21 protein-coding genes are annotated in these 21,514 nt (G+C 65.7%); 15 read left to right on the forward strand and 6 right to left on the reverse strand.

Annotation, left to right across the window (positions count from 1 at the left end; all coding sequences use genetic code 11):
* Positions 1–26: 26 nt before the first annotated feature.
* From D769_RS09380 to D769_RS09400, 5 genes are all read right to left on the reverse strand, one after another.
* Positions 27–1,001: an acyl-CoA dehydrogenase family protein gene (locus D769_RS09380; protein ID WP_008644334.1), complete on the reverse strand. Its 975-nt coding sequence runs from the start codon at positions 999–1,001 to the stop codon at positions 27–29.
* A gap of 179 nt (positions 1,002–1,180) precedes the next feature.
* Entirely contained in the window at positions 1,181–2,341 is a 1,161-nt protein-coding gene (locus D769_RS09385; RefSeq protein ID WP_008644342.1) for an acyl-CoA dehydrogenase family protein, read from the reverse strand.
* A 42-nt stretch (positions 2,342–2,383) separates the two neighbouring features.
* A complete protein-coding gene (locus D769_RS09390; RefSeq protein WP_008644343.1) occupies positions 2,384–3,394 on the reverse strand; it encodes a tripartite tricarboxylate transporter substrate binding protein in 1,011 nt (336 codons plus the stop codon).
* A gap of 67 nt (positions 3,395–3,461) precedes the next feature.
* Positions 3,462–3,923 carry a MaoC family dehydratase gene (locus tag D769_RS09395; RefSeq protein WP_008644344.1) on the reverse strand — a complete coding sequence of 154 codons (462 nt, stop codon included), beginning with the start codon at positions 3,921–3,923 and terminating at the stop codon, positions 3,462–3,464.
* A gap of 36 nt (positions 3,924–3,959) precedes the next feature.
* Positions 3,960–5,135, reverse strand: coding sequence for a CoA transferase (locus D769_RS09400; protein WP_008644345.1), 1,176 nt, complete (start codon positions 5,133–5,135; stop codon positions 3,960–3,962).
* Between the two features lie 112 nt (positions 5,136–5,247).
* On the opposite strand from D769_RS09400, the gene D769_RS09405 reads away from it, so the two are divergent.
* The 4 genes from D769_RS09405 (at position 5,248) to D769_RS09420 (ending at position 12,480) form a co-directional block, all read left to right on the forward strand.
* Positions 5,248–6,141, forward strand: a complete 894-nt coding sequence (locus tag D769_RS09405; RefSeq protein WP_008644346.1) for a LysR family transcriptional regulator — start codon at positions 5,248–5,250, stop codon at positions 6,139–6,141.
* A gap of 186 nt (positions 6,142–6,327) precedes the next feature.
* Complete coding sequence (locus tag D769_RS09410) at positions 6,328–9,636, forward strand: carboxyl transferase domain-containing protein (RefSeq protein ID WP_008644347.1); 3,309 nt, start codon at positions 6,328–6,330, stop codon at positions 9,634–9,636.
* A 77-nt stretch (positions 9,637–9,713) separates the two neighbouring features.
* Positions 9,714–11,441, forward strand: coding sequence for an AMP-binding protein (locus D769_RS09415; protein WP_008644348.1), 1,728 nt, complete (start codon positions 9,714–9,716; stop codon positions 11,439–11,441).
* Between the two features lie 61 nt (positions 11,442–11,502).
* On the forward strand, positions 11,503–12,480 hold the full coding sequence (locus D769_RS09420; protein WP_008644349.1) for a tripartite tricarboxylate transporter substrate-binding protein: 978 nt from the start codon (positions 11,503–11,505) through the stop codon (positions 12,478–12,480).
* Here D769_RS09420 and D769_RS09425 read toward each other — a convergent pair.
* Entirely contained in the window at positions 12,453–13,130 is a 678-nt protein-coding gene (locus D769_RS09425; RefSeq protein ID WP_241227848.1) for a class I SAM-dependent methyltransferase, read from the reverse strand. The two genes, D769_RS09420 and D769_RS09425, sit on opposite strands and share 28 nt — an antisense overlap.
* A gap of 226 nt (positions 13,131–13,356) precedes the next feature.
* On the opposite strand from D769_RS09425, the gene napE reads away from it, so the two are divergent.
* From napE to D769_RS09475, 11 genes are all read left to right on the forward strand, one after another.
* Entirely contained in the window at positions 13,357–13,521 is a 165-nt protein-coding gene (gene napE, locus D769_RS09430) for a periplasmic nitrate reductase, NapE protein (protein ID WP_008644352.1), read from the forward strand.
* Positions 13,522–13,616: 95 nt separating this feature from the next.
* The gene (locus D769_RS09435; RefSeq protein ID WP_008644353.1) at positions 13,617–13,946 is read left to right on the forward strand and encodes a chaperone NapD; all 330 of its coding nucleotides are present in this window, start codon (positions 13,617–13,619) and stop codon (positions 13,944–13,946) included.
* A complete protein-coding gene (napA, locus tag D769_RS09440; protein ID WP_008644355.1) occupies positions 13,927–16,422 on the forward strand; it encodes a periplasmic nitrate reductase subunit alpha in 2,496 nt (831 codons plus the stop codon). The genes D769_RS09435 and napA overlap by 20 nt, the downstream gene beginning before the upstream one ends.
* A 62-nt stretch (positions 16,423–16,484) precedes the next feature.
* A complete protein-coding gene (locus tag D769_RS09445; RefSeq protein ID WP_085959065.1) occupies positions 16,485–16,931 on the forward strand; it encodes a nitrate reductase cytochrome c-type subunit in 447 nt (148 codons plus the stop codon).
* A gap of 20 nt (positions 16,932–16,951) precedes the next feature.
* Positions 16,952–17,539 carry a cytochrome c3 family protein gene (locus D769_RS09450; RefSeq protein WP_008644358.1) on the forward strand — a complete coding sequence of 196 codons (588 nt, stop codon included), beginning with the start codon at positions 16,952–16,954 and terminating at the stop codon, positions 17,537–17,539.
* Positions 17,540–17,542: 3 nt separating this feature from the next.
* Positions 17,543–18,178, forward strand: coding sequence for a cytochrome c biogenesis heme-transporting ATPase CcmA (gene ccmA / locus D769_RS09455; protein ID WP_008644360.1), 636 nt, complete (start codon positions 17,543–17,545; stop codon positions 18,176–18,178).
* Positions 18,175–18,843 (forward strand): heme exporter protein CcmB, encoded by a 669-nt coding sequence (gene ccmB / locus D769_RS09460; RefSeq protein WP_008644365.1) that lies wholly within the window; start codon positions 18,175–18,177, stop codon positions 18,841–18,843. The genes ccmA and ccmB overlap by 4 nt, the downstream gene beginning before the upstream one ends.
* A 4-nt stretch (positions 18,844–18,847) precedes the next feature.
* Complete coding sequence (gene ccmC, locus D769_RS09465) at positions 18,848–19,627, forward strand: heme ABC transporter permease CcmC (RefSeq protein WP_008644367.1); 780 nt, start codon at positions 18,848–18,850, stop codon at positions 19,625–19,627.
* A complete protein-coding gene (gene ccmD / locus D769_RS30955) occupies positions 19,624–19,770 on the forward strand; it encodes a heme exporter protein CcmD (protein WP_008644368.1) in 147 nt (48 codons plus the stop codon). The genes ccmC and ccmD overlap by 4 nt, the downstream gene beginning before the upstream one ends.
* On the forward strand, positions 19,767–20,216 hold the full coding sequence (gene ccmE, locus D769_RS09470) for a cytochrome c maturation protein CcmE (RefSeq protein ID WP_008644369.1): 450 nt from the start codon (positions 19,767–19,769) through the stop codon (positions 20,214–20,216). Before ccmD ends, ccmE begins: the two co-directional genes overlap by 4 nt.
* A partial coding sequence (locus tag D769_RS09475) for a heme lyase CcmF/NrfE family subunit (RefSeq protein WP_008644370.1) occupies positions 20,213–21,514 on the forward strand: 1,302 nt, incomplete at its 3' end. The genes ccmE and D769_RS09475, both read left to right, overlap by 4 nt.

Below are 21,514 nucleotides of genomic sequence, written 5' to 3' on the forward strand. Positions count from 1 at the left end.
GGAGAGGGCCATCGCCGTCCCTGCGGCTACGCTGCCTCGCCGCTCCACTCGCGTATCAGGTCCACGGTCAGGCCGTCGGCCTCACAGGTCGCCTCGCCAAGTTCGCGCGCCCAGTACCGCTCCGACCCATCCGCCAACCGCCACGCGTGCAGCCGGCGCGTGCAGAGTTGCAGGTCGTACTCCGCCGTCACACCAATCGCGCCATGCACCGCGTGGGCGATCGACGTCACGGCCGTCACCGCATCGCTCGCATTGAACTTGCCGATGGCCGCACGCAGCCGGTCAGGTTGCCAGCCGTCGGCCGCGCAAGCGATCTGTGCCGCCATACGCACCGCCGCCACCTGCTCCGCCATCACGCTGATCTGATGCTGGATCGCCTGGAACTTGCCGATGTTGCGACCGAACTGCGCCCGGTCGTTGGCGTATTGCAGCGTCAAGTCGAATACGCTCGACATTGCACCCGCCATTTGCACCGCGTGCAGGCACGCGCCCACCGAACGCAACAGCCCAGCCGGTAATGGAAAGCGTGGCGCGGCACATCCCCCGAGCGACAGCGTCAGGTCATCCCTCACGCCAGTGGGCGAAAGCGCCACGGCATCGCGATGGACGAGCGCCGCCTGGGCGCCGTCCTGCACCAGAAACCACGTTGCCGTAGCGCCGCACGGCACGTGCGTGCGTTGCGCGCCGTCGAGATCGGCCAGCGCAATCGGTCCCTCCGGCACCTCCGGCACACCTACGCCCGCCATCCGCAGCACGGCACGCGCAAACATCGTCTGCGCCAACGGCACCGGGAGCACATGCCGGCCCATCACGAACAGCATCGGCGCGACGTCCGCCAGGCTCAATCCGGCTTCCGGCAGCAAGCTGTCCGCGAAACCACTGTCATCGAGCAAGCGCCAGAGATCTGCGCCGCTGCCGCCGGACTCGATCTGTCGCACGACAGCGGGCGTGCAGTGATCGCGTAGTAGCGCTTCCAGTGCTTCCGAGTATTCGTTGTACATGGTGCTTCCTTAATCCCTTAAGCGTCCCTCAGCATCACTAGCGTCCCAGCATCCCTGTGTCCCTTAGAGGCGCTATCAAAATGAAGCGAAGCGGTTCTGGCTAGACGCGCGGCCGCAGACAGTACAAGTGGATCGGCCAAGGCCGCGCAACGACGCCAGAATCTTTTTGATAGCGCCTCTTAGCGAAGGCCCAGGCCGCGAGCAATCATGCCGCGAAGGATCTCTCGCGTACCACCGCGCAGCGAATAGGTTGGCGAAATCTGGCTGACATAGGCAGCGGTGCGATACAGCTCCGCATCCATCGCCAGCTCCGGATCATCGCCCAGCGCCGCTTCGGCCAACGCGCCGATCGACTGCTCCAGGCCGGTGCCGAGATCCTTGACCAATGCGGCCTCCACCAACGGGCTTTCTCCGGCAGCCAGCCGCGCCGTCACGGCCACGGACATCGCCCGTAGCGTCGCCAGCCGGCCGACGATCCCGCCGATCGTGACCGCATCGCGGCGCACTGCGGGCAGACGACGGAGCGCAGCCACCCAGGCATCGAGCAGCACCACGCTCGAGTACAGCCGCTCGGGGCCGCTGCGCTCGAATGCCAGTTCCGCGTTGACCTGTTCCCAGCCCGCGCCTTCGTTGCCGATCAGCGCGTCGGCTGGCAGCAGCACGTCCTCGAAGCTGACCTCCGAGAAATGCGCATCACCGCTCAGATCATGGATCGGCCGAACCGTCACGCCCGGCAGGGACAGGTCAACGATCACCTGCGACAACCCCTTCTGCCGGTCTCCAGCCTCGCCCGACGTTCGCACCAGCGCGAGCATGTAGTGGCAGCGATCCGCGTTGGTCGTCCAGATCTTGCGGCCGTTCAGGCGCCAGCCGCCACCTGGCTGCGGCACCGCACGCGTGGCCACGCTGGCCAGATCGGACCCCGAATTGGGCTCGCTCATGCCGATGCAGAAGAACGCCTCGCCCCGGCAGATACGCGGCAGATAGAACTCGCGTTGGGCATCGCTGCCGTAGCGCAGGATCAACGGGCCACTCTGGCGATCGGCAATCCAGTGCGCGGAAACCGGCGCGCCGCAGGCGAGCAGTTCCTCCACCAGCACGAAGCGCGAGAACGCATCGAGCCCCGCACCGCCGAACCGCGCTGGCAGCGTGACGCCAACCCACCCACGTTGCGCAAGCGCGCGGCTGAACGCGGCGTCGAATCCCATCCACGATCGCGCGCGGACATCGGCGGGAAGATCCGGCAGATGCTCGGCCAGGAATGCCTTCACCTCGCGCCGGAACGCCAACGCCTCAGGCGGCAGGGATGTCAGCGAGAACGTGCCAAACAGTGAACTCAAAACGGTACCTCCGTAAGCGCCCGGTGAGCGCCTGATGCTGCTTCAATCCAGCGTCACGCCGGTGTCCTTGACCACCTTGTGCCAACGGTCGATTTCCGATGCCACGTACTTCGCATAGGCCTCCGGGCTCGACGCCCGCACCTCCGCGCCCTGCAGCGCCAGGCTGGCACGCACATCGGGCGCCGCAAGCGCCTTCAGCGCCGCGCTGTTGAGCTTCTTGATGATCTCCGGCGAGGTCTTCGCGGGCACCATCATGCCCTGCCACGCACCCACTTCAAAACCATGCATGCCAGACTCGGCCAGCGTCGGCACGTCCGGGAGTTGCGAACTGCGCGCGCTGCTGGTGACGGCAAGCGCGCGCATCCGCTTGTCGCGGATAAACGGCAGCGACGAGTTGATGGTGTCGGTCATGAACTGCACCTGCCCGCTGGCCAGATCGGTCAGTGCCGGGGCGCTGCCCTTGTACGGCGCATGGGCGGCGTCGAGCCCGTTGGCCTGCAGGAACAAGAAAGCCGCCAGATGCGTGACGTTGCCGTTGCCCGCCGAACCATAGGTCATCTTGCCCGGATTGGCCTTCAGCCAGGCAACGAACTCCGGCACGGTGCGCACCGGCACCTGCGCGTTGACTTCCAGCACGAGCGGCACCATCGCGGTCATCGCCACCGGCGCGAAGTCACGCTTCACGTCATAGGGCAGCTTCTTGTACAGCGCCGGGCTCAAAGCGATCGACGACGTGTTGTACAGCACCGTGTAGCCGTCAGCCGGGGACTTGGCCACCATCTCGCCGGCGATATTGCCGTTGGCGCCGGGCCGGTTGTCTACGATGACCTGTTGCCCGATCTCCTCGGACATCTTCCGCGCAATCACGCGCGACACCAGATCGGTAGGTCCGCCGGGCGGGAACGGCACGACGAGCCGGATCGGATGATCCGGAAACTCGCCCGCCATGGCCGGCTTAATGGCCAGCGCGACGGCCGCCGTCAGCGCGAAGGCGCAACCGGCAAGCAGAATCGAACGAATGGAATGCCCGGCTTTTTTGCTCTGTGTCGGCATGATGGTTGTCTCCTCCAGAAAGTACGGCAAGTACGGCAAGTACAGCGAAAGCGGCTACGCCACCGGATCAGCGGCCCGCCAGCAGGCGTCGCGCCGTGTACGTCATGACCAGCTCGTTACGCTGATTGAACACCTCGATCGACGAATCCACCACGGCGCGACCGCTCTTCGACGTCGGACGAATGCCAGTCACGGTGATCCTGGCATGGATCGTGTCACCCACCACCACCGGACCGAGGATCTTCTGCGTCAGCTCGAGCATCGCCAGCCCCGTGCCCTGGATCATCGTTTGCAGGATGAAGCCCTCGATCAGCGAGTACGTCAGCGCGGCGGGCACCGGACGTCCCTTGATGGCGCCAGCCTCGTAACCTTCTTCAATAAAGATCGCTTCGAGCATCCCGGTGACCGAGATGAAGTTGACCAGATCGGTCTCGGTAACGGTACGGCTAAAGGTCTCGAAAACCTGCCCTTCGCGGATGTCCTGCCAGTAGAAGCCCTGGCCCAGGCGTTGCGGTTGTGAAGTCGTCATGGTGTCTCCTCGGGAATTCGGTGATGGATGCGGGGCCTACTGATTCGATTGCAGCCGGTCGATCTCGTCGTCGCCAAGTCCGGCGGCGGCAAGAATCTCGCGCGTGTGCTCGCCAAGCCTGGGCGGCACGGCCGCGCGCGCGCGTTCGCCATCGAAGCGCACTGGCGCGCCGGGAAAACGCAGCGTGCCCATCGACGGATCTTCGATCTGGTCGAAGAAACCGGTCGCGCGCAGGTGCGGATCGTCAACGAGTTCGTGAAGGTCGTTCACGCGGGCCACCGGAATTTGCAGCCGCTCGCAGATGGCCAGCCAGTCCGCCGTGCTGCGCGCGCGCACGAGTTCGCCAGTGATTTCATAGAGCGTTTCGATATGGCGCGTGCGGGCGGCGATATCGGTAAAACGCGCGTCGGCAGCCAGGTCCTCGCGCCCCGACGCCTGGAAGAAGTCACGCCAGTGCGCGTCGGTGTACGGCATCATGCAGACGTAGCCGTCCGCGGTCTGGTACGGCCGGCGCAGCGGTGCCAGCACACGCGGATAGCCGGACGGCCCGCGCGGCGGCTCGAAGTGCTGCCCGTACAGATGCTCGACCATATTGAAGGCCACCATCGATTCGAACATCGGCACTTCGACCATCGAGCCCTTTCCGCCTTGTCGCGCCCGGCCCGCAATCGCAGCCGAGATCGACAGCGCGGCCACCAGACCACTGGTCTTGTCCGCCGAGATGGTCGGGAAATAGCGCACGGTGCCGGTCTGCGCGGCCATCAGCGCCGCGTTGCCACACAGGCCCTGGATGATGTCGTCATACGCGGGACGGCCACCGTACGGGCCGTCCTCGGCAAAACCGAGCAGGCTCACGAAGATCAGTTGCGGATGGCGCGCCATGACGCTGGCGGGATCGAGATCCAGCTTCGCCAGCTTTTGCGGCCGCATGCTGTGGACGAAAACATCGGCCGACGCCAGCAGCCGGTGCAGCGCCGCCTGCGCCTCCGGGCGCTTCAGGTTCAGCACCACGCTCTTCTTGCTGCGGTTCACGCCCAGGAAGATCGCGGACATGCCGTCTTCGGTCGCCGGGCCGGTACGGCGCGTGGAATCGCCTTCGGGCGTTTCCACCTTGATGACTTCCGCGCCAAGATCGGCCAACCACTGGCTGGCGTAAGGACCCATCACCACGGTCGACAGATCCACCACGCGGATGCCGGACAGAGGCAGCATACCGTGTCTCCTGTTGTATTGATTCGATGTATTGATCGGCCAAGATTAAGGCAGCCGGCCCCATTGCGTCTAATATTAGATTTTTAGCAACCGATATTCATTGGATATCATCATGGATCTACGTCAGCTCCAGCAATTCGTCGTGCTGGCCGAAACCGGCAACTTCCATCGCGCCGCCGAGCGCCTGCACATGGCGCAACCCCCGTTGTCGATTTCGATCCGCAAGCTGGAGGAATCACTGGGCACGCCGCTGTTTGTGCGCACCACGCGCGGCGTGCGGCTCACCCAGGCGGGCGAAGCGGCGCTCAACGATGCGCGCCGGGCCCTGTTCCATGCCGGCCAGGCGCGGGCCGCAGCGGTGTCTGCGGCGCTTGGGGAACGCGGCGCGCTGCGTATCGGCTTTGTCGGCTCCGCTACCTATGCGTTGCTTCCCCGTCTCATCCCGGCCTTCCGCTCGGCACACCCTGGCATCGACCTGATCCTTCACGAATCCACGTCGGCCGCGATTCTGGACCGCATCGAACACGGCCAGCTAGACGCCGGACTCGTACGCTTTCCGATCCTCAACAGCGGCCCCTATACGCTGACCCCGCTCGAGTCCGACGCCTTCGTGGCGGCCGTGCCGGCCGACGGGCGTTTTGCCGAGCAGGAGAGCATCGCGTTGAAGGCACTGGCCGACGAGCCCTTCATCATGCATCCCCGTGCCGATGTGCCGAACCTGCAGGCCGTGGCGATGCTGCTGTGCCAGCAGGCCGGTTTCGTACCGCGCATCGCGCAGGAAGCGGTGCAGGTCCAGACCATCGTCAGTCTGGTGGAAAGCGGATTAGGCGTGGCGCTGGTGCCGGGCGTGGCGGCGCGTTACACGAACCGGCGCGTGCGCTTTCTGCGCCTGTCCAGCCCGCGCCCCGCGGCACGTATCGGCATCGCACTGGCCACGCAGCAGGACACCGACGATCGCCATGTGCAACGCTTTATCGCTGCAGCGCAGCGAATCGCAGGCGACTAGGCGCGGCGGCCACAAGGCCGCTCCAGGCGGCTCCAGGCAGCAATTCCGCAGGGCGGCTGCGGCTATACAGCCGATGCATGGCCGCCATGAAACTTGCGCCATGGGTGCATGAAGCTTGACGCACGCGCCTTACATTCTGGCTTGCATCCGGGCGGTACCGCATCCATCCCTCACGGAATCGAGCCAGTGAAAAAGCTTCTGATTGCCAACCGCGGCGAAATCGCGCTGCGGGTTCAACGCGCCGCGCAGGATCTCGGCATTGCCACTGTCGCGGTGTACGCCACCGACGATGCTCAATCGCGCCATCGCCAGCTTGCCGATGAAGCCATCGCGCTACCCGGCAATGGTCCGGCCGCCTATCTCGATATCGACGCCATTCTCGGCGCGGCGCGCGCCGCTGGCTGCGATGCGATCCATCCCGGCTACGGCTTTCTGAGCGAGCGTGCCGACTTCGCGCAGGCATGCGCGGCAGCAGGTATCACGTTCGTCGGCCCCACGCCCGAGCAGCTTGCCCTGTTCGGCGACAAGGGCCGCGCGCTCGAACTGGCCGCGCAGTGCGATGTGCCGGTGATGCCGGCCACCCCCGGTGGCGCTTCGCTCGACGACGTCCGCGCGTTCTTCGCGGCGCAGCAAGGCAATGGCATCGTGCTGAAGGCCGTGGGCGGCGGCGGTGGACGCGGGATGCGCGTCGTCCGCGATGCCGAAGCGCTGCCCGAAGCCTACGCGCGCTGCCAGTCGGAAGCCCGCAGCGCCTTCGGCATCGAAGCGATCTATGCCGAGCGGCTGGTCGAACGCGCGCGCCATATTGAAGTGCAAATCATCGGCGATGGGACCGAGATCATCGCGCTCGGCGAACGCGACTGCACGCTACAGCGCCGCTTCCAGAAATTGGTGGAAATCGCGCCGAGCCCGGTGCTGACACCCACCCTGCGCGATCGCATCGTGCAGGCCGCCAGCAGAATCGCAAGGCACACCGGCTACCGCAGCCTGGGCACGTTCGAGTTCCTGGTGGAGACCGACGACGCCGGCACGCCCCACGGCTTCGTGTTCATCGAAGCCAATCCCCGTCTGCAGGTAGAGCACACCATCACGGAACAGGTGACGGGTCTCGATCTCGTTGCCCTCCAGCTTGGCCTTGCCGATGGCCGGAGCCTGCGCGACCTGGGTCTCGACCCCGCCGCGCCGCCGACAGCGCGGGGCTTCGCTGTTCAGCTACGCATCAATGCCGAGGCCACCGATGCGCAGGGCCAGGCGCGCCCGGCGCAGGGAAGGCTCGAACGCTTCGATCCGCCTACCGGGCCGGATGTTCGCGTCGACACCCACGGCTACACCGGTTACGCGCCGCCTGCAGGCTATGACTCGCTGCTGGCCAAACTGATCGTGAGCACCGCCTCGCCCCGTTTCGAAGACGTGGTGCGGCGCGTGCGGCGTGCGCTCGGTGAGTTCCGTGTTGACGGCGTGCCAAGCAACCTCGACCTGCTGCGCGCCCTGGTGGCACGCGAAGACTTCGCGACGCAGCACGTCCATACGCGTCACTTCGAGGCGATCCTTCCGGAACTGCTGACCGCCGCGCAACGCGTGGCGGCCAGTGACGCAGCGCGACAGGCTTCCATCGGTATCACGCAGACCGCCCCCGTGCCTGTGCCGGTGCCGACCGCTACTGCCGAGGCCATCGACGAAGGACTGGTTGCAGTGCGCGCGCCAATGAACGGGCGCGTGGTCGAGATGCGCGTTCAGGAAGACGACATTGTGCAACCGGGCCAGATCGTGGCGATCCTCGACGCGATGAAGATGGAGCACACCATCGCGGCCGAGTGCGCGGGGCGTGTGATCGATGTGCGCGTCGGTGCCACCGGGCAGACTGTCGAAGGGCAAATCCTGCTCGTGCTGGAGCCGGTGGCTGACGCCGGCGTCGCGCATCACCGCAGCGAGGCGGCAGACCCACACGCGATCCGCCCCGATCTGCAGCGTGTGCGCGATCGCAATGCGTTCCTCGATGATGCCGCGCGGCCGGACGCGGTGGCGAAACGCCATGCGCGCGGCCAGCGCACCGCGCGCGAGAACGTGGCTGATCTGTGCGATGCAGGCAGTTTCGTCGAGTACGGCGCCTATGCGGTAGCCGCGCAGGCCAGCCGACGCAGCGCCGAGGACCTGATCGCCAATACGCCGGCCGATGGCCTGATCACCGGCACCGGCCGCATCAACGGCACCCGATTCGCACCGGAGCGCGCGCGCTGCGCGGTGCTGGCGTACGACGCCACGGTCCTGGCGGGCACGCAGGGCAAGCGCAACCACATCAAGACAGATCGCATCCTGCAGGTGGCCGCCGAACAGAAGCTGCCAACCGTGATCTTCGCGGAAGGCGGCGGCGGACGCCCCGGCGATGTGGACTTTCCCACCGTTGCTGGCCTCTACCAACCGTCCTTCGCCGCATTTGCCGCGCTGAGCGGCGAGGTGCCGGTGATCGGCATCGCCGCTGGCCGGTGCTTCGCGGGCAACGCGGCCCTGCTCGGCTGCAGCGACGTGATCATCGCCACGCGCGACGCGAACATCGGCATGGCCGGCCCCGCGATGATCGAAGGCGGCGGCCTTGGCGTGTATCGTCCGGAGGACATCGGCCCCGCCGCCGTGCAGTACCAGAATGGCGTGGTCGACCTGCTTGTCGACGACGAAGCCGAGGCCGTGCGCGCGGCGAAGCATTACCTGTCGATGTTCCAGGGCCGCACGCAGGACTGGGAGGCGCCCGACGCCCTGATGCTGCGCGGCGTGGTGCCCGAGAACCGCCTGCGCGTTTACGACACCCGTGCCGCGATCCAGGGCATTGCCGATGTTGGCAGCGTGATCGAATTGCGCGCGGGCTATGGCACTGGCGTGCATACCGCGCTGGCGCGTATCGAAGGCCGACCCGTGGGCATCGTCGCCAACAACCCGCGCCACCTGGGTGGCGCCATCGACGTAGACGGCGCGGACAAGGCCGCGCGATTCATGCAGCTGTGCGATACGCATGGCCTGCCGATCGTCTCGCTGATCGATACGCCGGGCTTTATGGTCGGCCCGGAGATCGAAGCCCGCGCGCAGGTCCGCCATGTGTCCCGCCTGTTCGTGCTGGGCGCCAAGGTGCGCGTGCCGTTCATGGCCGTGGTGCTGCGCAAGGGCTACGGCCTGGGCGCGATGGCCATGGCTGCGGGCGGCTTCCGCGCGCCGGCGTTCACCATCTCCTGGCCAACCGGCGAGTTCGGCGGCATGGGACTGGAAGGCGCGGTACGTCTCGGCTTCCGCAAGGAGCTGGAAGTGCTGCCGGCTGGCCCCGAACGCGACGCCCTCTACCAGCAGCTCGTGGCGCAGATGTACGAGCGCGGACACGCGATCAATGCCGCAGCCGGGCTCGAGATCGATGCAGTGATCGATCCGGCCGAAACGCGGCGCTGGTTGCTGGCCGGGCTCGATGCCGCCCCACGAGACGAGGCGCCCCGACGCTACGTGGATGCGTGGTAGCCACCGCATTGACTGAACTGCCCCCTGACTCCGCTCCCGCCGTGCCGGAGCGCGGAGCAAATACTCCTGGAGACACGATGGAAGACGCAGCTTTCTTCGCAGATCTTGAAGCGCGGCATCGCCGCATCTGGCCCGCCGGCCTGCCCACCTCACCGCAGTATCCACACGGCGAGATCAGCCTTGGCGAGACCCTGCGCGCATGGGCGCGCATCCAGCCTGAGCGGCCCGCGCTGATCTACTACGGCAGCGAGATCACCTTTGCCGAACTCGACGACCTGAGCGAGCGCTGCGCGGAACTGCTGCGGGGCCACGGCATCGGCCCCGGCAATCGCGTGGCCGTTCTACTGGGCAACTGTCCGCAGTTCCACATCGTGTTCTACGCGATTCTCAAGCTTGGCGCCGTCTATGTGCCCGTGAATCCGCTGTTCAAGGAACACGAACTGGCCTACGAGCTGAACGACGCCGGTGCGACCATGGTGATCGCGCTCGACACGCTTGTGCCGATGCTGATGACGGTGAAGCCGCAGACCAGCGTGGAAACCGTGTTCAGCACATCGGCCGGCGAATTCCTGCCCGCGCATCCCACGCTGCCGGTTCCGGCTGGACTCGACGCCGCGCCCGTGGCGCACGCGGGCACGATCGACCTGATGGCGGCCATCCAGACATGCACGGGAAACGTGCGCGATGTGAGCGTGAATCTCGACGCATTGGCCGCGCTGAACTACACGGGTGGTACCACCGGTATGCCCAAGGGATGCATGCATACCCAGCGCGACATGATCTACACGGCGGCCGCCACGCTGGCGGTCACCAGCGGGCGCGAAGACCAGGATGCAAAGCTGCCGTCGTCGGACGTGATGCTGAACTTCCTGCCGATGTTCTGGATTGCTGGCGAGAACCTCGGGTTGATCTATCCGATCTTCAGCGGCGCCACGCTGGTGCTGCTGGCGCGCTGGGACCCCCTCGCCGTCATGACCGCCGTGGACCGCTACCGCGTCAATCGCACCTTCATGGTCGTCGACAACCTTGTGGAATTACTGCAGCACCCCGAACTTGCACGGCACGACATGCGCTCGCTGCAACATACGCGCGTGGCATCGTTCATCCGCAAGCTGACCGTGGACCTGCGCCGCCAGTGGCGCGCGCTGACCGGCAGCGTCGTGGCCGAAGGCGCCTGGGGCATGACGGAGACGCACACGAGCGACACCTTCACCACGGGGATGCAGACAGACGATATGGACCTGCACGGCCGGCCAGTCTTTGTCGGTCTGCCAGTTCCGGGCACGCGCATCAAGATCTGCGACTTCGAAACCGGCGTGACGCTGCCCGTTGGCGAGGAAGGCGAGATTGTCGTCACCACGCCCTCGCTGCTCAAAGGCTATTGGGGCCGCCCCGACGCCAATGCCGAGGTGTTCCGGGACGGCTGGTTCCGGACAGGCGATATCGGCGCCTATGACGATGCGGGCTACCTGCACTTCCTGGGACGGCGCAAGGAGATGATCAAGGTGCGCGGCATGAGCGTATTCCCGTCCGAACTGGAAGTCCTGCTCGGACGTCATGCCGCCGTACTCGGGTCCGCCGTGGTCGCACGTCCCGATCGGGACAAGGGCCAGGTGCCGGTGGCCTTCATCCGCCTGCGCCCCGGGCATGACGATGTGTCGGCCGAGGCGCTGACGGCATGGTGCCGCGAGCATATGGCGACCTACAAGGTGCCCGAGATCCGCGTGGTGGACGAGTTGCCGATGACGGCAACGGGCAAGGTCAAGAAGGGGGAACTGCAGAAACAGTTCGAGCAGGACGAATAAGAGGCGGGCGGACAGCCTGCCACCGCGCCCCGACACGACCAAGAGAACATTGGAGACAACGATGAACACCCAGCGACGCCACTTGTTGAAGCTCTCCGCCGCGATGCTCGGCGGCCTCGCGCTGCACCGCCCCGCGTTGGCGCAGGCCGTCACCGGCCCGATCCGCATCGTCTTGCCCTATCCGCCCGGCGGCTCCACCGATGCGATCACGCGCTTTATCGCGGACAAGCTCGGTACCGCGCTGAAGACCAACGTGATCGTCGACAACCGCCCGGGCGCGGCTGGCATGATCGGCGCCGCCGCTGTTGCCACCGCCGCGCCTGATGGCCGCACGCTGCTGTTCACGAACACCGCCCTGATCCAGAGCCCGTTGATTCAGCCCCAGCCGCTGTACAACCCGCTGACCGATTTCGAAGCGCTCACTCTCGTGGCGGATGCCGCGCAGGTCCTGGTGGCCAGCGATGCCACCCCGGCCCGGACACTGCCCGAGTACGTCGAATGGGCCCGCAAACATCCCGGCTCCGCCTATGGCAGCCTGGGGGTCGGCTCCACTGGCCATCTGTACGGTGAACTGCTCAAGCGCAAGGCCGGTATCAATATCGTCCATGCCGCCTACAAGGGCGATACGGCGGCCATTGGCGATCTGCTGGCCAACCAGTTGCCGGTGGGCTTCGTCTCCACGGTGATGGCCAAGACCTATGGCGATGCCGGCCGCATCAAGGTGCTGGCAACACTGGGCCGGTCGCGCGTGCCATCAATGCCGAATGTACCGACGTTCGCCGAAGCCGGGCTCAGCGGCTTCGAGTCCATCGGCTGGATCGGCATGCTGGCGCCGGCCCGGACGCCGGCGCCACTGGTGCAGCGGCTATCGAACGAGCTTGCGACGATTATCAGGACGCCTGCCGGTTCGAAGATGCTGATTGACAGCGGCATGTTGCCCAGAGGCACGACGGCGCAGGAGTTCGCCGCGTTGCTCCGACGCGACCAGCAGGTCTGGCAGACGCTCGTGGCTCAGTCGGGCATCAAGGCCGAAGGATGAGGCACGAAGTGGCAGTACAGGAATGACTGCGTGTGCCCCGCCGGGGTTGTATGGGTCTCCGTGGTGTGCGCGACGAGATCGAACGCGGGGGCGAATTCGGCCCGCAGCCCTGCGACGTCGTATCGCGCCACCGGCAGGCCGCTGCACTGCGTGGGCCCGTCCAGCGCGAAGGTGGCGATGATCAGGTGACCGCCGGGCCGGACCGCGCGTCTGGCCTGCGCCACATACGCCCCGCGATCCTCTGACTCAGTCAGAAAGTGAAATACGGCACGGTCATGCCAGAGATCGACGGACGCTTCAGGCAATACCGGCGTGGTGACATCGCCAACGATCCAGCGCACGCCGGCCGCCCGCGCGCCCAGACGGTCCCGCGCGGCGGCCAGTGCATGGCCGGCGAGATCGACAACCACCAGGCGATGAAATCCCTGTGACAAAAGATGATCGACCAGCGTCGCGGCACCTCCGCCAATGTCGGCGATGGTGGCGTCCGCTGGCAGATCGAGCTTGCGGATCAGGTCGAGTGACAACGTCGGCGCAGATTGATACCAACTGACCTCTGTTGGCGGCTTCGTCGCGTAGACAGTCTCCCAGTGATCTTTGCTTTGCATGGCTTTACCGGCGATAGGCATGGTAGGGCCGGCGGCGGGCACGGCGATCTCCGTCGAAGGTACCAGAACCACGCTTTTCCATCTTCAGCGCCTTCGCGCAGGCCACGGTCACGGTCACGCATCAGATCACGTCTTGATATATTCCACCGCCGTCGGAGCGGCGTGACCACCGCGTGTGGCCGCCTTGACACTTCGCTTAATGGTTTCTTTAATAAGTACGCATAACCGGCGCAAAGTCCGGCAAGCCTGTACATAACCAGAGGCCGCTATGCAATCAGGCAGCGTCGAAGACCCCCAACGCAAAACGGAAGAGCTGCGCAGCTTCCTGTTTCTGACCGCCGTGATGGTGCCCGTGCTCTCGATCATCGTCGTGGCCGGCTATGGCTTCATCGTCTGGATGAGCCAGTTGATCAGCGGACCGCCAACCCATTGAATATTGCCATTCAGGATTGGCCTTTGGTCCAATGCCCGGGCCATAACAAGGCTGCGAAGCTAGCCTGAGCAGCCGAAAAGCTGGAGTCCCCTGCCATGCCAGCATCAGGAGTGTCCATTCCCATCGTGCCCGTGCCGGCCGGCGAAGAGTGGCATATCGCCGGCATCATGGTGTACGCGAACCCGGAAAAGCTCGATGCCGTCTGCTCGGCCATCGAGGCCATGACTGGCCTGGAGATCCATGCAATCAGTGACGCCGGCAAGATCGTCGTCACCGCGGAAGCGCCCAGCTCGCGCGCCATCGCCGCGCAACTCACCTGTCTGCATCAACTCGAAGGCGTCTTTTCCGCCACGCTGGTCTACCAGCACAACGAAGATGCCGCCGCCATGAACGAGGAGATCTCCGATGCCACTCACGCGCCGTGATTTCATCAAGCAGACAGCCATCGCCGCCACGGCCTCGGTGGCGGGCGTCTCGCTGCCGACGGATGCGGCCAATTTCGTGACGGACAGCGAAGTCACGAAACTGAAATGGTCGAAGGCGCCCTGCCGCTTCTGCGGCACGGGGTGCGGCGTGACCGTCGCGGTCAAGGACAACAGGGTGGTGGCCACCCAGGGCGACCCGCTTTGCGAGGTCAACAAGGGCCTGAACTGCGTGAAGGGCTACTTCCTGTCGAAGATCATGTATGGGCAGGACCGCCTGACCAAGCCGCTGCTGCGGATGAAGAACGGCAAGTACGACAAGAACGGCGAATTCGCGCCAGTCAGCTGGGATCGCGCCTTCGACGAGATGGAGACCCAGTTCAAGCGCGTGCTCAAGGAGAAAGGTCCGACCGCCGTAGGCATGTTCGGCTCCGGCCAGTGGACCGTATGGGAAGGCTACGCCGCTTCCAAGCTGTACAAGGCGGGGTTCCGCTCCAACAACATCGACCCGAACGCGCGCCATTGCATGGCATCGGCCGTGACCGGCTTCATGCGCACCTTCGGCATGGACGAGCCGATGGGCTGCTACGACGACATCGAGGCCGCCGACGTCTTCGTGCTGTGGGGCTCCAATATGGCGGAGATGCACCCGATCCTGTGGACACGCATCACGGACCGCCGCCTGAGCCACCCCAAGACCCGCGTGGCCGTGCTGTCCACGTTCACGCACCGCTCGTTCGACCTGGCCGATATCCCGGTCATCTTCAAGCCCCAGACCGACCTGGCGATGCTGAACTTCATCGCCAATTACATCATCCGCAATAACAAGGTCAACAAAGACTTCGTCAACAAGTACACGGTGTTCAAGGAAGGCGTGACCGATATCGGCTATGGCCTGCGCCCGGACAATCCGCTCCAGAAGGCGGCCAAGAACGCCGGCAACCCGAACGACTCCAAGCCGATTACGTTCGACGATTTCGCGAAGTTCGTCTCGAAATACGATGCTGACTACGTCAGCAAGCTCTCAGGCGTGCCCAAGAAGCAGCTCGAGCAACTGGCCGAGCTTTATGCCGATCCGAATCTCAAGGTCATGTCGCTGTGGACCATGGGCTTCAACCAGCACACGCGCGGCACGTGGGTCAACAACATGGCCTACAACGTTCACCTGCTGACGGGCAAGATCGCCACGCCGGGCAACAGCCCGTTCTCGCTGACAGGGCAGCCATCCGCCTGCGGCACGGCGCGGGAGGTAGGCACGTTCTCGCACCGGCTGCCGGCCGACATGGTCGTCACCAATCCCAAGCACCGCGAGGAAGCCGAACGCATCTGGAAGCTGCCACCGGGGACCATCCCCGACAAGCCCGGCTACCATGCCGTCCTGCAAAATCGGATGCTCAGGGACGGCAAGCTCAACGCATACTGGGTGCAGGTCAACAACAACATGCAGGCTGCGGCCAACATGATGGAGGAGACCCTGCCCGGCTACCGCAATCCGAAGAATTTCATCGTCGTCTCCGACGCCTACCCGACGGTCACCGCGCTCTCGGCCGACCTGATCCTGCCCACCGCGATGTGGGTGGAAAAGGAAGGCGCGTACGGTAACGCGGAACGCCGCACGCAGTTCTGGCATCAGCTCGTGGACGCCCCGGGCGAGGCGCGCTCCGATCTCTGGCAGTTGATGGAATTCTCGAAGCGCTTCAAGGTCGAGGACGTCTGGCCGGCGGACCTGATCGCGAAGAAACCCGAGTACAAGGGCAAGACGCTCTTCGACGTGCTGTATCGCAACGGCCAGGTCGACAAATTCCCGCTCAAGGAAACCGCGTCCGACTACAACAACTACGAGTCCAAGACGTTCGGCTTCTACGTCCAGAAGGGCCTGTTCGAGGAATACGCGACGTTCGGCCGTGGCCACGGCCACGACCTGGCGCCGTTCGACATGTACCACGAGGCACGCGGCCTGCGCTGGCCGGTGGTCAACGGCAAGGAGACGCGCTGGCGCTATCGCGAAGGCTCGGACCCGTACGTGAAGGCGGGTACCGGCTTCCAGTTCTACGGCAACCCTGACGGCAAGGCCGTGATCTACGCCCTGCCCTACGAGCCGCCGGCCGAGTCCCCGGACAAGGAATACCCGTTCTGGCTGGCCACGGGCCGCGTGCTCGAACACTGGCACTCCGGCTCGATGACGCGGCGCGTGCCGGAGTTGTACCGCGCCTTCCCGAATGCGGTGTGCTTCATGCATCCGGAGGACGCCAAGGCGCTGGGGCTGCGGCGCGGGGTGGAAGTGGAAGTGGTCTCTCGGCGCGGCCGCATGCGCACGCGCATCGAAACCCGCGGACGCGACGCGCCGCCGCGCGGTCTGGTATTCGTGCCTTGGTTCGATGCCAGCCAGCTGATCAACAAGGTCACACTCGATGCAACCTGCCCGATCTCGCTGCAGACCGACTTCAAGAAGTGCGCGGTCAAGATCGTCAAGGTATGAGTACAGGAGGACACGCCATGTTGCCAAGCCGATCCTGGGTCCCCCTGCCCCTGCTGGTCCTCATGCTGGTGGTCATGCTGCTCGGCGTGCCGCTGGCGCGCGCGCAGGGCCTGGTGGACTCGATGCGTGGCCCCACGCCGGTGGCCAACGAGACCTCGCCGCCAATACTGTTCCCGACCGAGAACAAGGACATCCGCCGTACCCGCAACTACACGATGCAACCGCCGACGATCCCCCACAAGATCGACAGCTACCAGCTCGACAAGGACTTCAACCGTTGCATGTTCTGCCACGCGCGCACGCGCACGGAGGAAACACAGGCCATTCCGGTCAGCATCACGCACTACATGGATCGTGACAACAACGTGCTGGCCGAGATCTCGCCACGGCGCTACTTCTGCACGCAATGTCACGTGCCGCAGGCCGATACCAAGCCGCTGGTGAACAACACGTTCGTCGATGTGGACGCGATCCTCAAACGCAGTGGCGGCACCAAGGGTGCCAAATAACCAGGCGACGGTGACCGATCATGTGGGACCTGATCAAGCGCTACTGGCATACCATCAACCGCCCCAGTGCCTACTTCAGCCTGGGATTCCTGACCCTGGGCGGCTTCATCGCCGGCGTGGTGTTCTGGGGCGCGTTCAACACGGCGCTGGAACTCACCAACACCGAGCAATTCTGCACCGGCTGCCACGAGATGCGCGACAACGTCTACCAGGAACTGCAGGGCACGATCCACTTCACCAACCGCAGCGGCGTGCGCGCCAAATGCTCGGACTGCCACGTGCCGCACAACTGGACCGACAAGATGGCGCGCAAGATGCAGGCGTCGAAGGAGGTCTGGGCCAAGATCTTCGGCACCGTGGACACGCGCGAGAAATTCCAGGCACACCGGCTGGAGCTGGCGCAGCACGAATGGGCCCGCTTCAAGGCCAACGATTCGCTCGAATGCCGCAATTGCCACGACTACCAGTCGATGGACTTCACGCGCCAGAGCCCGCGCGCGCAGGCCATGCACTCGACTTATCTGGCCAACAAGGAAAAGACCTGCATCGATTGCCACAAGGGGATTGCCCACCATCTGCCTGACATCTCCAAGGCCGAGGAGCAATAGCCTATGGCCGACGCGGTACTGGAGGCCCGCGAGCTTGGCGTCCGGCGCGGCCATTGCGCTATCTTCCGCGGCCTCGGTATTTCCCTGGCGCCCGGCGACCTGTTGCAGGTGATGGGCCCAAACGGCGCTGGCAAGACCAGCCTGCTACGCGTGTTGTCCAGCCTGATGCCGCCCGCCGAGGGCGACCTGTACTGGCGAGGCCGCCCGGTGCGGGCCGGAGACCCCGACTATCTCGCGCAGGTTGCCTACCTTGGCCACGTCAACGGCATCTACCCCGATCTGTCCGCTTTCGAAAATCTTCAGTTCGCCGCTCGCATGGCTGGCCAGCAGCCCGATGCGGAAGCCATGCACCATGCACTTGCCAGGTTCGGCCTTGATCGCGTCGCCGATGCACCAGCGCGCACGCTCTCGCAAGGACAGCGCCGCCGCGTGGCGCTGGCCCGGCTGGCACTGGCGCCGCGCGCGCTATGGCTGCTCGATGAACCGCTGACTTCGCTCGACGATGCATCGACCGAGCGCTTCCACACGCTGCTCGCCGAACACCTGCATCGGGGCGGCATCGCCGTGATTGCCACGCATCAGCGGCTGCCCGCCGAGGGTGCCGTGCTCGATCTCGCCAGAGACGCGGGTTCGCCATGATTCAGGCCATCGGCACGATCATCGCGCACGACCTGTCGATCGCATGGCGGCGGCGCACCGGGCTGCTTGCCAGCCTGGTCTTCTTCGTCATCGCCACGAGTCTCTTTCCGCTGGCCATCGGCCCGGACCCGCAGCAGTTGCGCGCGCTGGCGCCGGGCATCCTGTGGGTATCGGCGCTGCTCGCGTCGATGCTGTCGCTGTCGCGGCTGTTCACACAGGAACACGAGGATGGCAGTCTCGACCAGCTCCTGCTGTCGCCCCACCCACTGGCCCTGCTCGTGCTGGCCAAGATCGGCGCGCACTGGCTGACCAGTGGCCTGCCGCTGCTCGTGCTGACGCCGCTGCTGGCCCAGCAATACAGCCTGCCGGCCGGCTCCGCGCTGCTGCTGTCGGCCTCGCTGCTGGTGGGAACCCCTGCCCTTAGCCTGATCGGGGCCGTTGGCGCGGCATTGACGCTGGGCGTGCGCGGTGGCGCGGTGCTGTTGTGCATCCTGGTGCTGCCGCTGTCAATTCCTGTGCTGGTGTTCGGCGCCAGCGCGGGCGCGGCGGCCGATGCCGGGCTCGACGTGATCCCGCAGTTTTCGCTACTCGGGGCCTGCCTGGCGCTATCGCTGTTCCTGTGTCCGCTGGCCACGGCGGCAGGCTTGCGCATCGCCATGGAGTGACACGATGCAGCGCGACTTTCCCCTCGACGCCAACGCCCGTTCCCCACGCACCGCGCGGGCGCGCTGGCTGGCGTTCGCCGCGCCAGTGCGCTTCTACCCGCTCGCCGGACGGCTTGCGCCCTGGTGCTTCGCCGTTGCGGCGCTGTTCCTGGCCCTCGGCCTGTACCTTGGATTCGTGGTGGCGCCCACCGATGCCCAGCAGGGCGAGGTCTACCGGATCATCTTCATCCACGTGCCGGCAGCGTGGATGTCGATGTTCATCTACGTGGTCATGGCGGGCTGGTGCGCGCTGGCGCTGGTGCTGCGCACGCGGCTGTCCTCGATGATGGCGTCGGCGCTGGCGCCCACAGGCGCGATGTTCACGGTCATCGCGTTGTGGACCGGGGCACTCTGGGGCAAACCCACGTGGGGCACGTACTGGGTCTGGGACGCACGGCTGACGTCGGAGCTGATCCTGCTGTTCCTCTACCTCGGCTACATGGCGCTGGAGGCAGCCATCGACGAGCCACGTCGCGCCGAACGTGCCTGCGCCGTGCTGGCGCTGGTCGGCGTGGCGAATGTGCCAGTGATCTACTTTTCCGTGCAGTGGTGGAACACGCTGCACCAGGGCGCATCGGTCAGCCTGACCGCCGCGCCAACCATGGCGGCCACGATGCTGGCCGGGATGTTGACGATGACGGTGGCGTGCTGGCTGTACGCGATCGGCGTGGCGCTGGTGCGCCTGCGCTGCATCCTGCGCGAGCGCGGCGAGATCGACGCCGGCACCCTGGAGACCATGCCATGAGCACGCTGAATCTCGACATGCTGGCCGGACACGCCGGCTATATCGCAAGCGCCTTCGGCATGACCTTCGTGCTAATCGCCGCGGAACTGATCCTGCTTCGCGCGCGGCGCCGCAACAGCCTGCGGGCAAGGTCGCGCCGATGACGCGCAGGCAACGTCGCCTCGGTCTGCTGCTGGCCGCGCTGCTGTGCGGCGGCACGGCACTGGCATTCGTACTGAATGCGTTTCGCTCCAATCTCGTCTTCTTCTTCAGCCCGACACAGGTGGCCGCGCACGAAGCGCCGGCATCACGCAATTTTCGTCTCGGCGGCCTGGTCGCCCCCGGCTCGCTGAAGCGCGATCCTGAGAACCTGACGATCCGCTTCATCGTGACCGATACGCGCCACGACATACCCGTGGTCTACCGTGGCCTGCTGCCGGACCTGTTCCGCGAGGGCAAGGGCGTCGTGGCACGCGGGGCACTCGATCGCGACGGCACGTTCGTCGCCAGCGAAATCCTGGCCAAGCATGACGAAAACTACATGCCGCCCGAAGCCGCCGACGCGCTCAAACGCGCCGCATCGGACAACCCCACGGAAAAAACGCGATGAATCCGGAACTGGGCCACTTCGCACTGATCCTGGCCATGCTCGTGGCGCTGGTGCTGGCAACGCTGCCGATGGTGGGCGCGGCGCGCGGCAATGTTGCCTGGATGTGCCTTGCACGGCCCGCCGCCTTCCTGCATGGCATGCTGCTGATCGCGGCCTACCTCTCGCTGACATACGCCTTCGTCGACAACGACTTCAGCGTGCTTTACGTGGCGGCAAACTCCAACAGCGCGCTGCCGCTGATCTACCGCATGGCGGCGGTATGGGGCGGCCATGAGGGATCGATGCTGCTGTGGTCGCTGATGCTGGCGCTGTGGGCGATGGCCGTGGCGGGCTTCAGCCGCCGCCTGCCACTGGCGTTCGTCGCGCGCGTGCTCGGCGTGATGGGGGCCATCAGCACCGGACTGCTGCTGTTCGTGCTGTTCGCCTCGAATCCGTTCCTGCGTCTGTTGCCCCGCGCGATGGAGGGGCGCGACCTCAATCCGCTGCTGCAGGACCCCGGCATGGTGTTCCATCCGCCATTCCTGTACATGGGCTACGTCGGCTTCGCGGTGGCGTTCTCATTTGCGGTGGCGGCCTTGCTCGAAGGCCGGCTCGACGCGGCCTGGGCACGCTGGTCGCGCCCGTGGACGATCCTGGCCTGGATGTTCCTGACCATCGGTATTGCGATGGGCAGCATGTGGGCCTACTACGAACTGGGCTGGGGCGGCTGGTGGTTCTGGGACCCGGTGGAGAACGCGTCGTTCATGCCCTGGCTGGCCGGCACCGCGCTGATCCACTCGCTGGCGGTCACCGAGAAACGCGGCGCGTTCCGCGCCTGGACCGCTCTGCTGGCGATCTTCACGTTCTCGCTGAGCCTGCTCGGCACGTTCCTGGTCCGCTCTGGCGTGCTCACTTCGGTCCACGCGTTCGCGGTGGATCCCCGGCGCGGCATCTTCATCCTGACCTTGCTGGGACTGGTCACGGGGCTGGCGCTCGCGCTATTCGCGTGGCGCGCGCCCCGCCTGACCCAGCGCTCCGATTTCAACCTGACCTCGCGCGAGTCTTTCCTGCTGGCCAATAACGTGCTGCTGGCCGTGGCCGCCTCGGCGGTGCTGCTCGGCACGCTGTATCCGTTGCTGCTCGACGTGCTGGACCTCGGCAAGGTATCGGTCGGCCCCGAGTACTTCGAAGAGGTGTTCGTACCGCTGATGGCCCCCGCCGTGCTGCTGATGGGCGCCGCCCCACTGGCACGCTGGGGACGCAGCGACCTGCCCGACATGGCCAGGCGCCTGCGCTGGGCGGCCGTGGCAAGTGCGGTC

Origin of the sequence: Cupriavidus sp. HMR-1 (genome assembly GCF_000319775.1) — a bacterium.
Taxonomy (GTDB): domain Bacteria; phylum Pseudomonadota; class Gammaproteobacteria; order Burkholderiales; family Burkholderiaceae; genus Cupriavidus; species Cupriavidus metallidurans.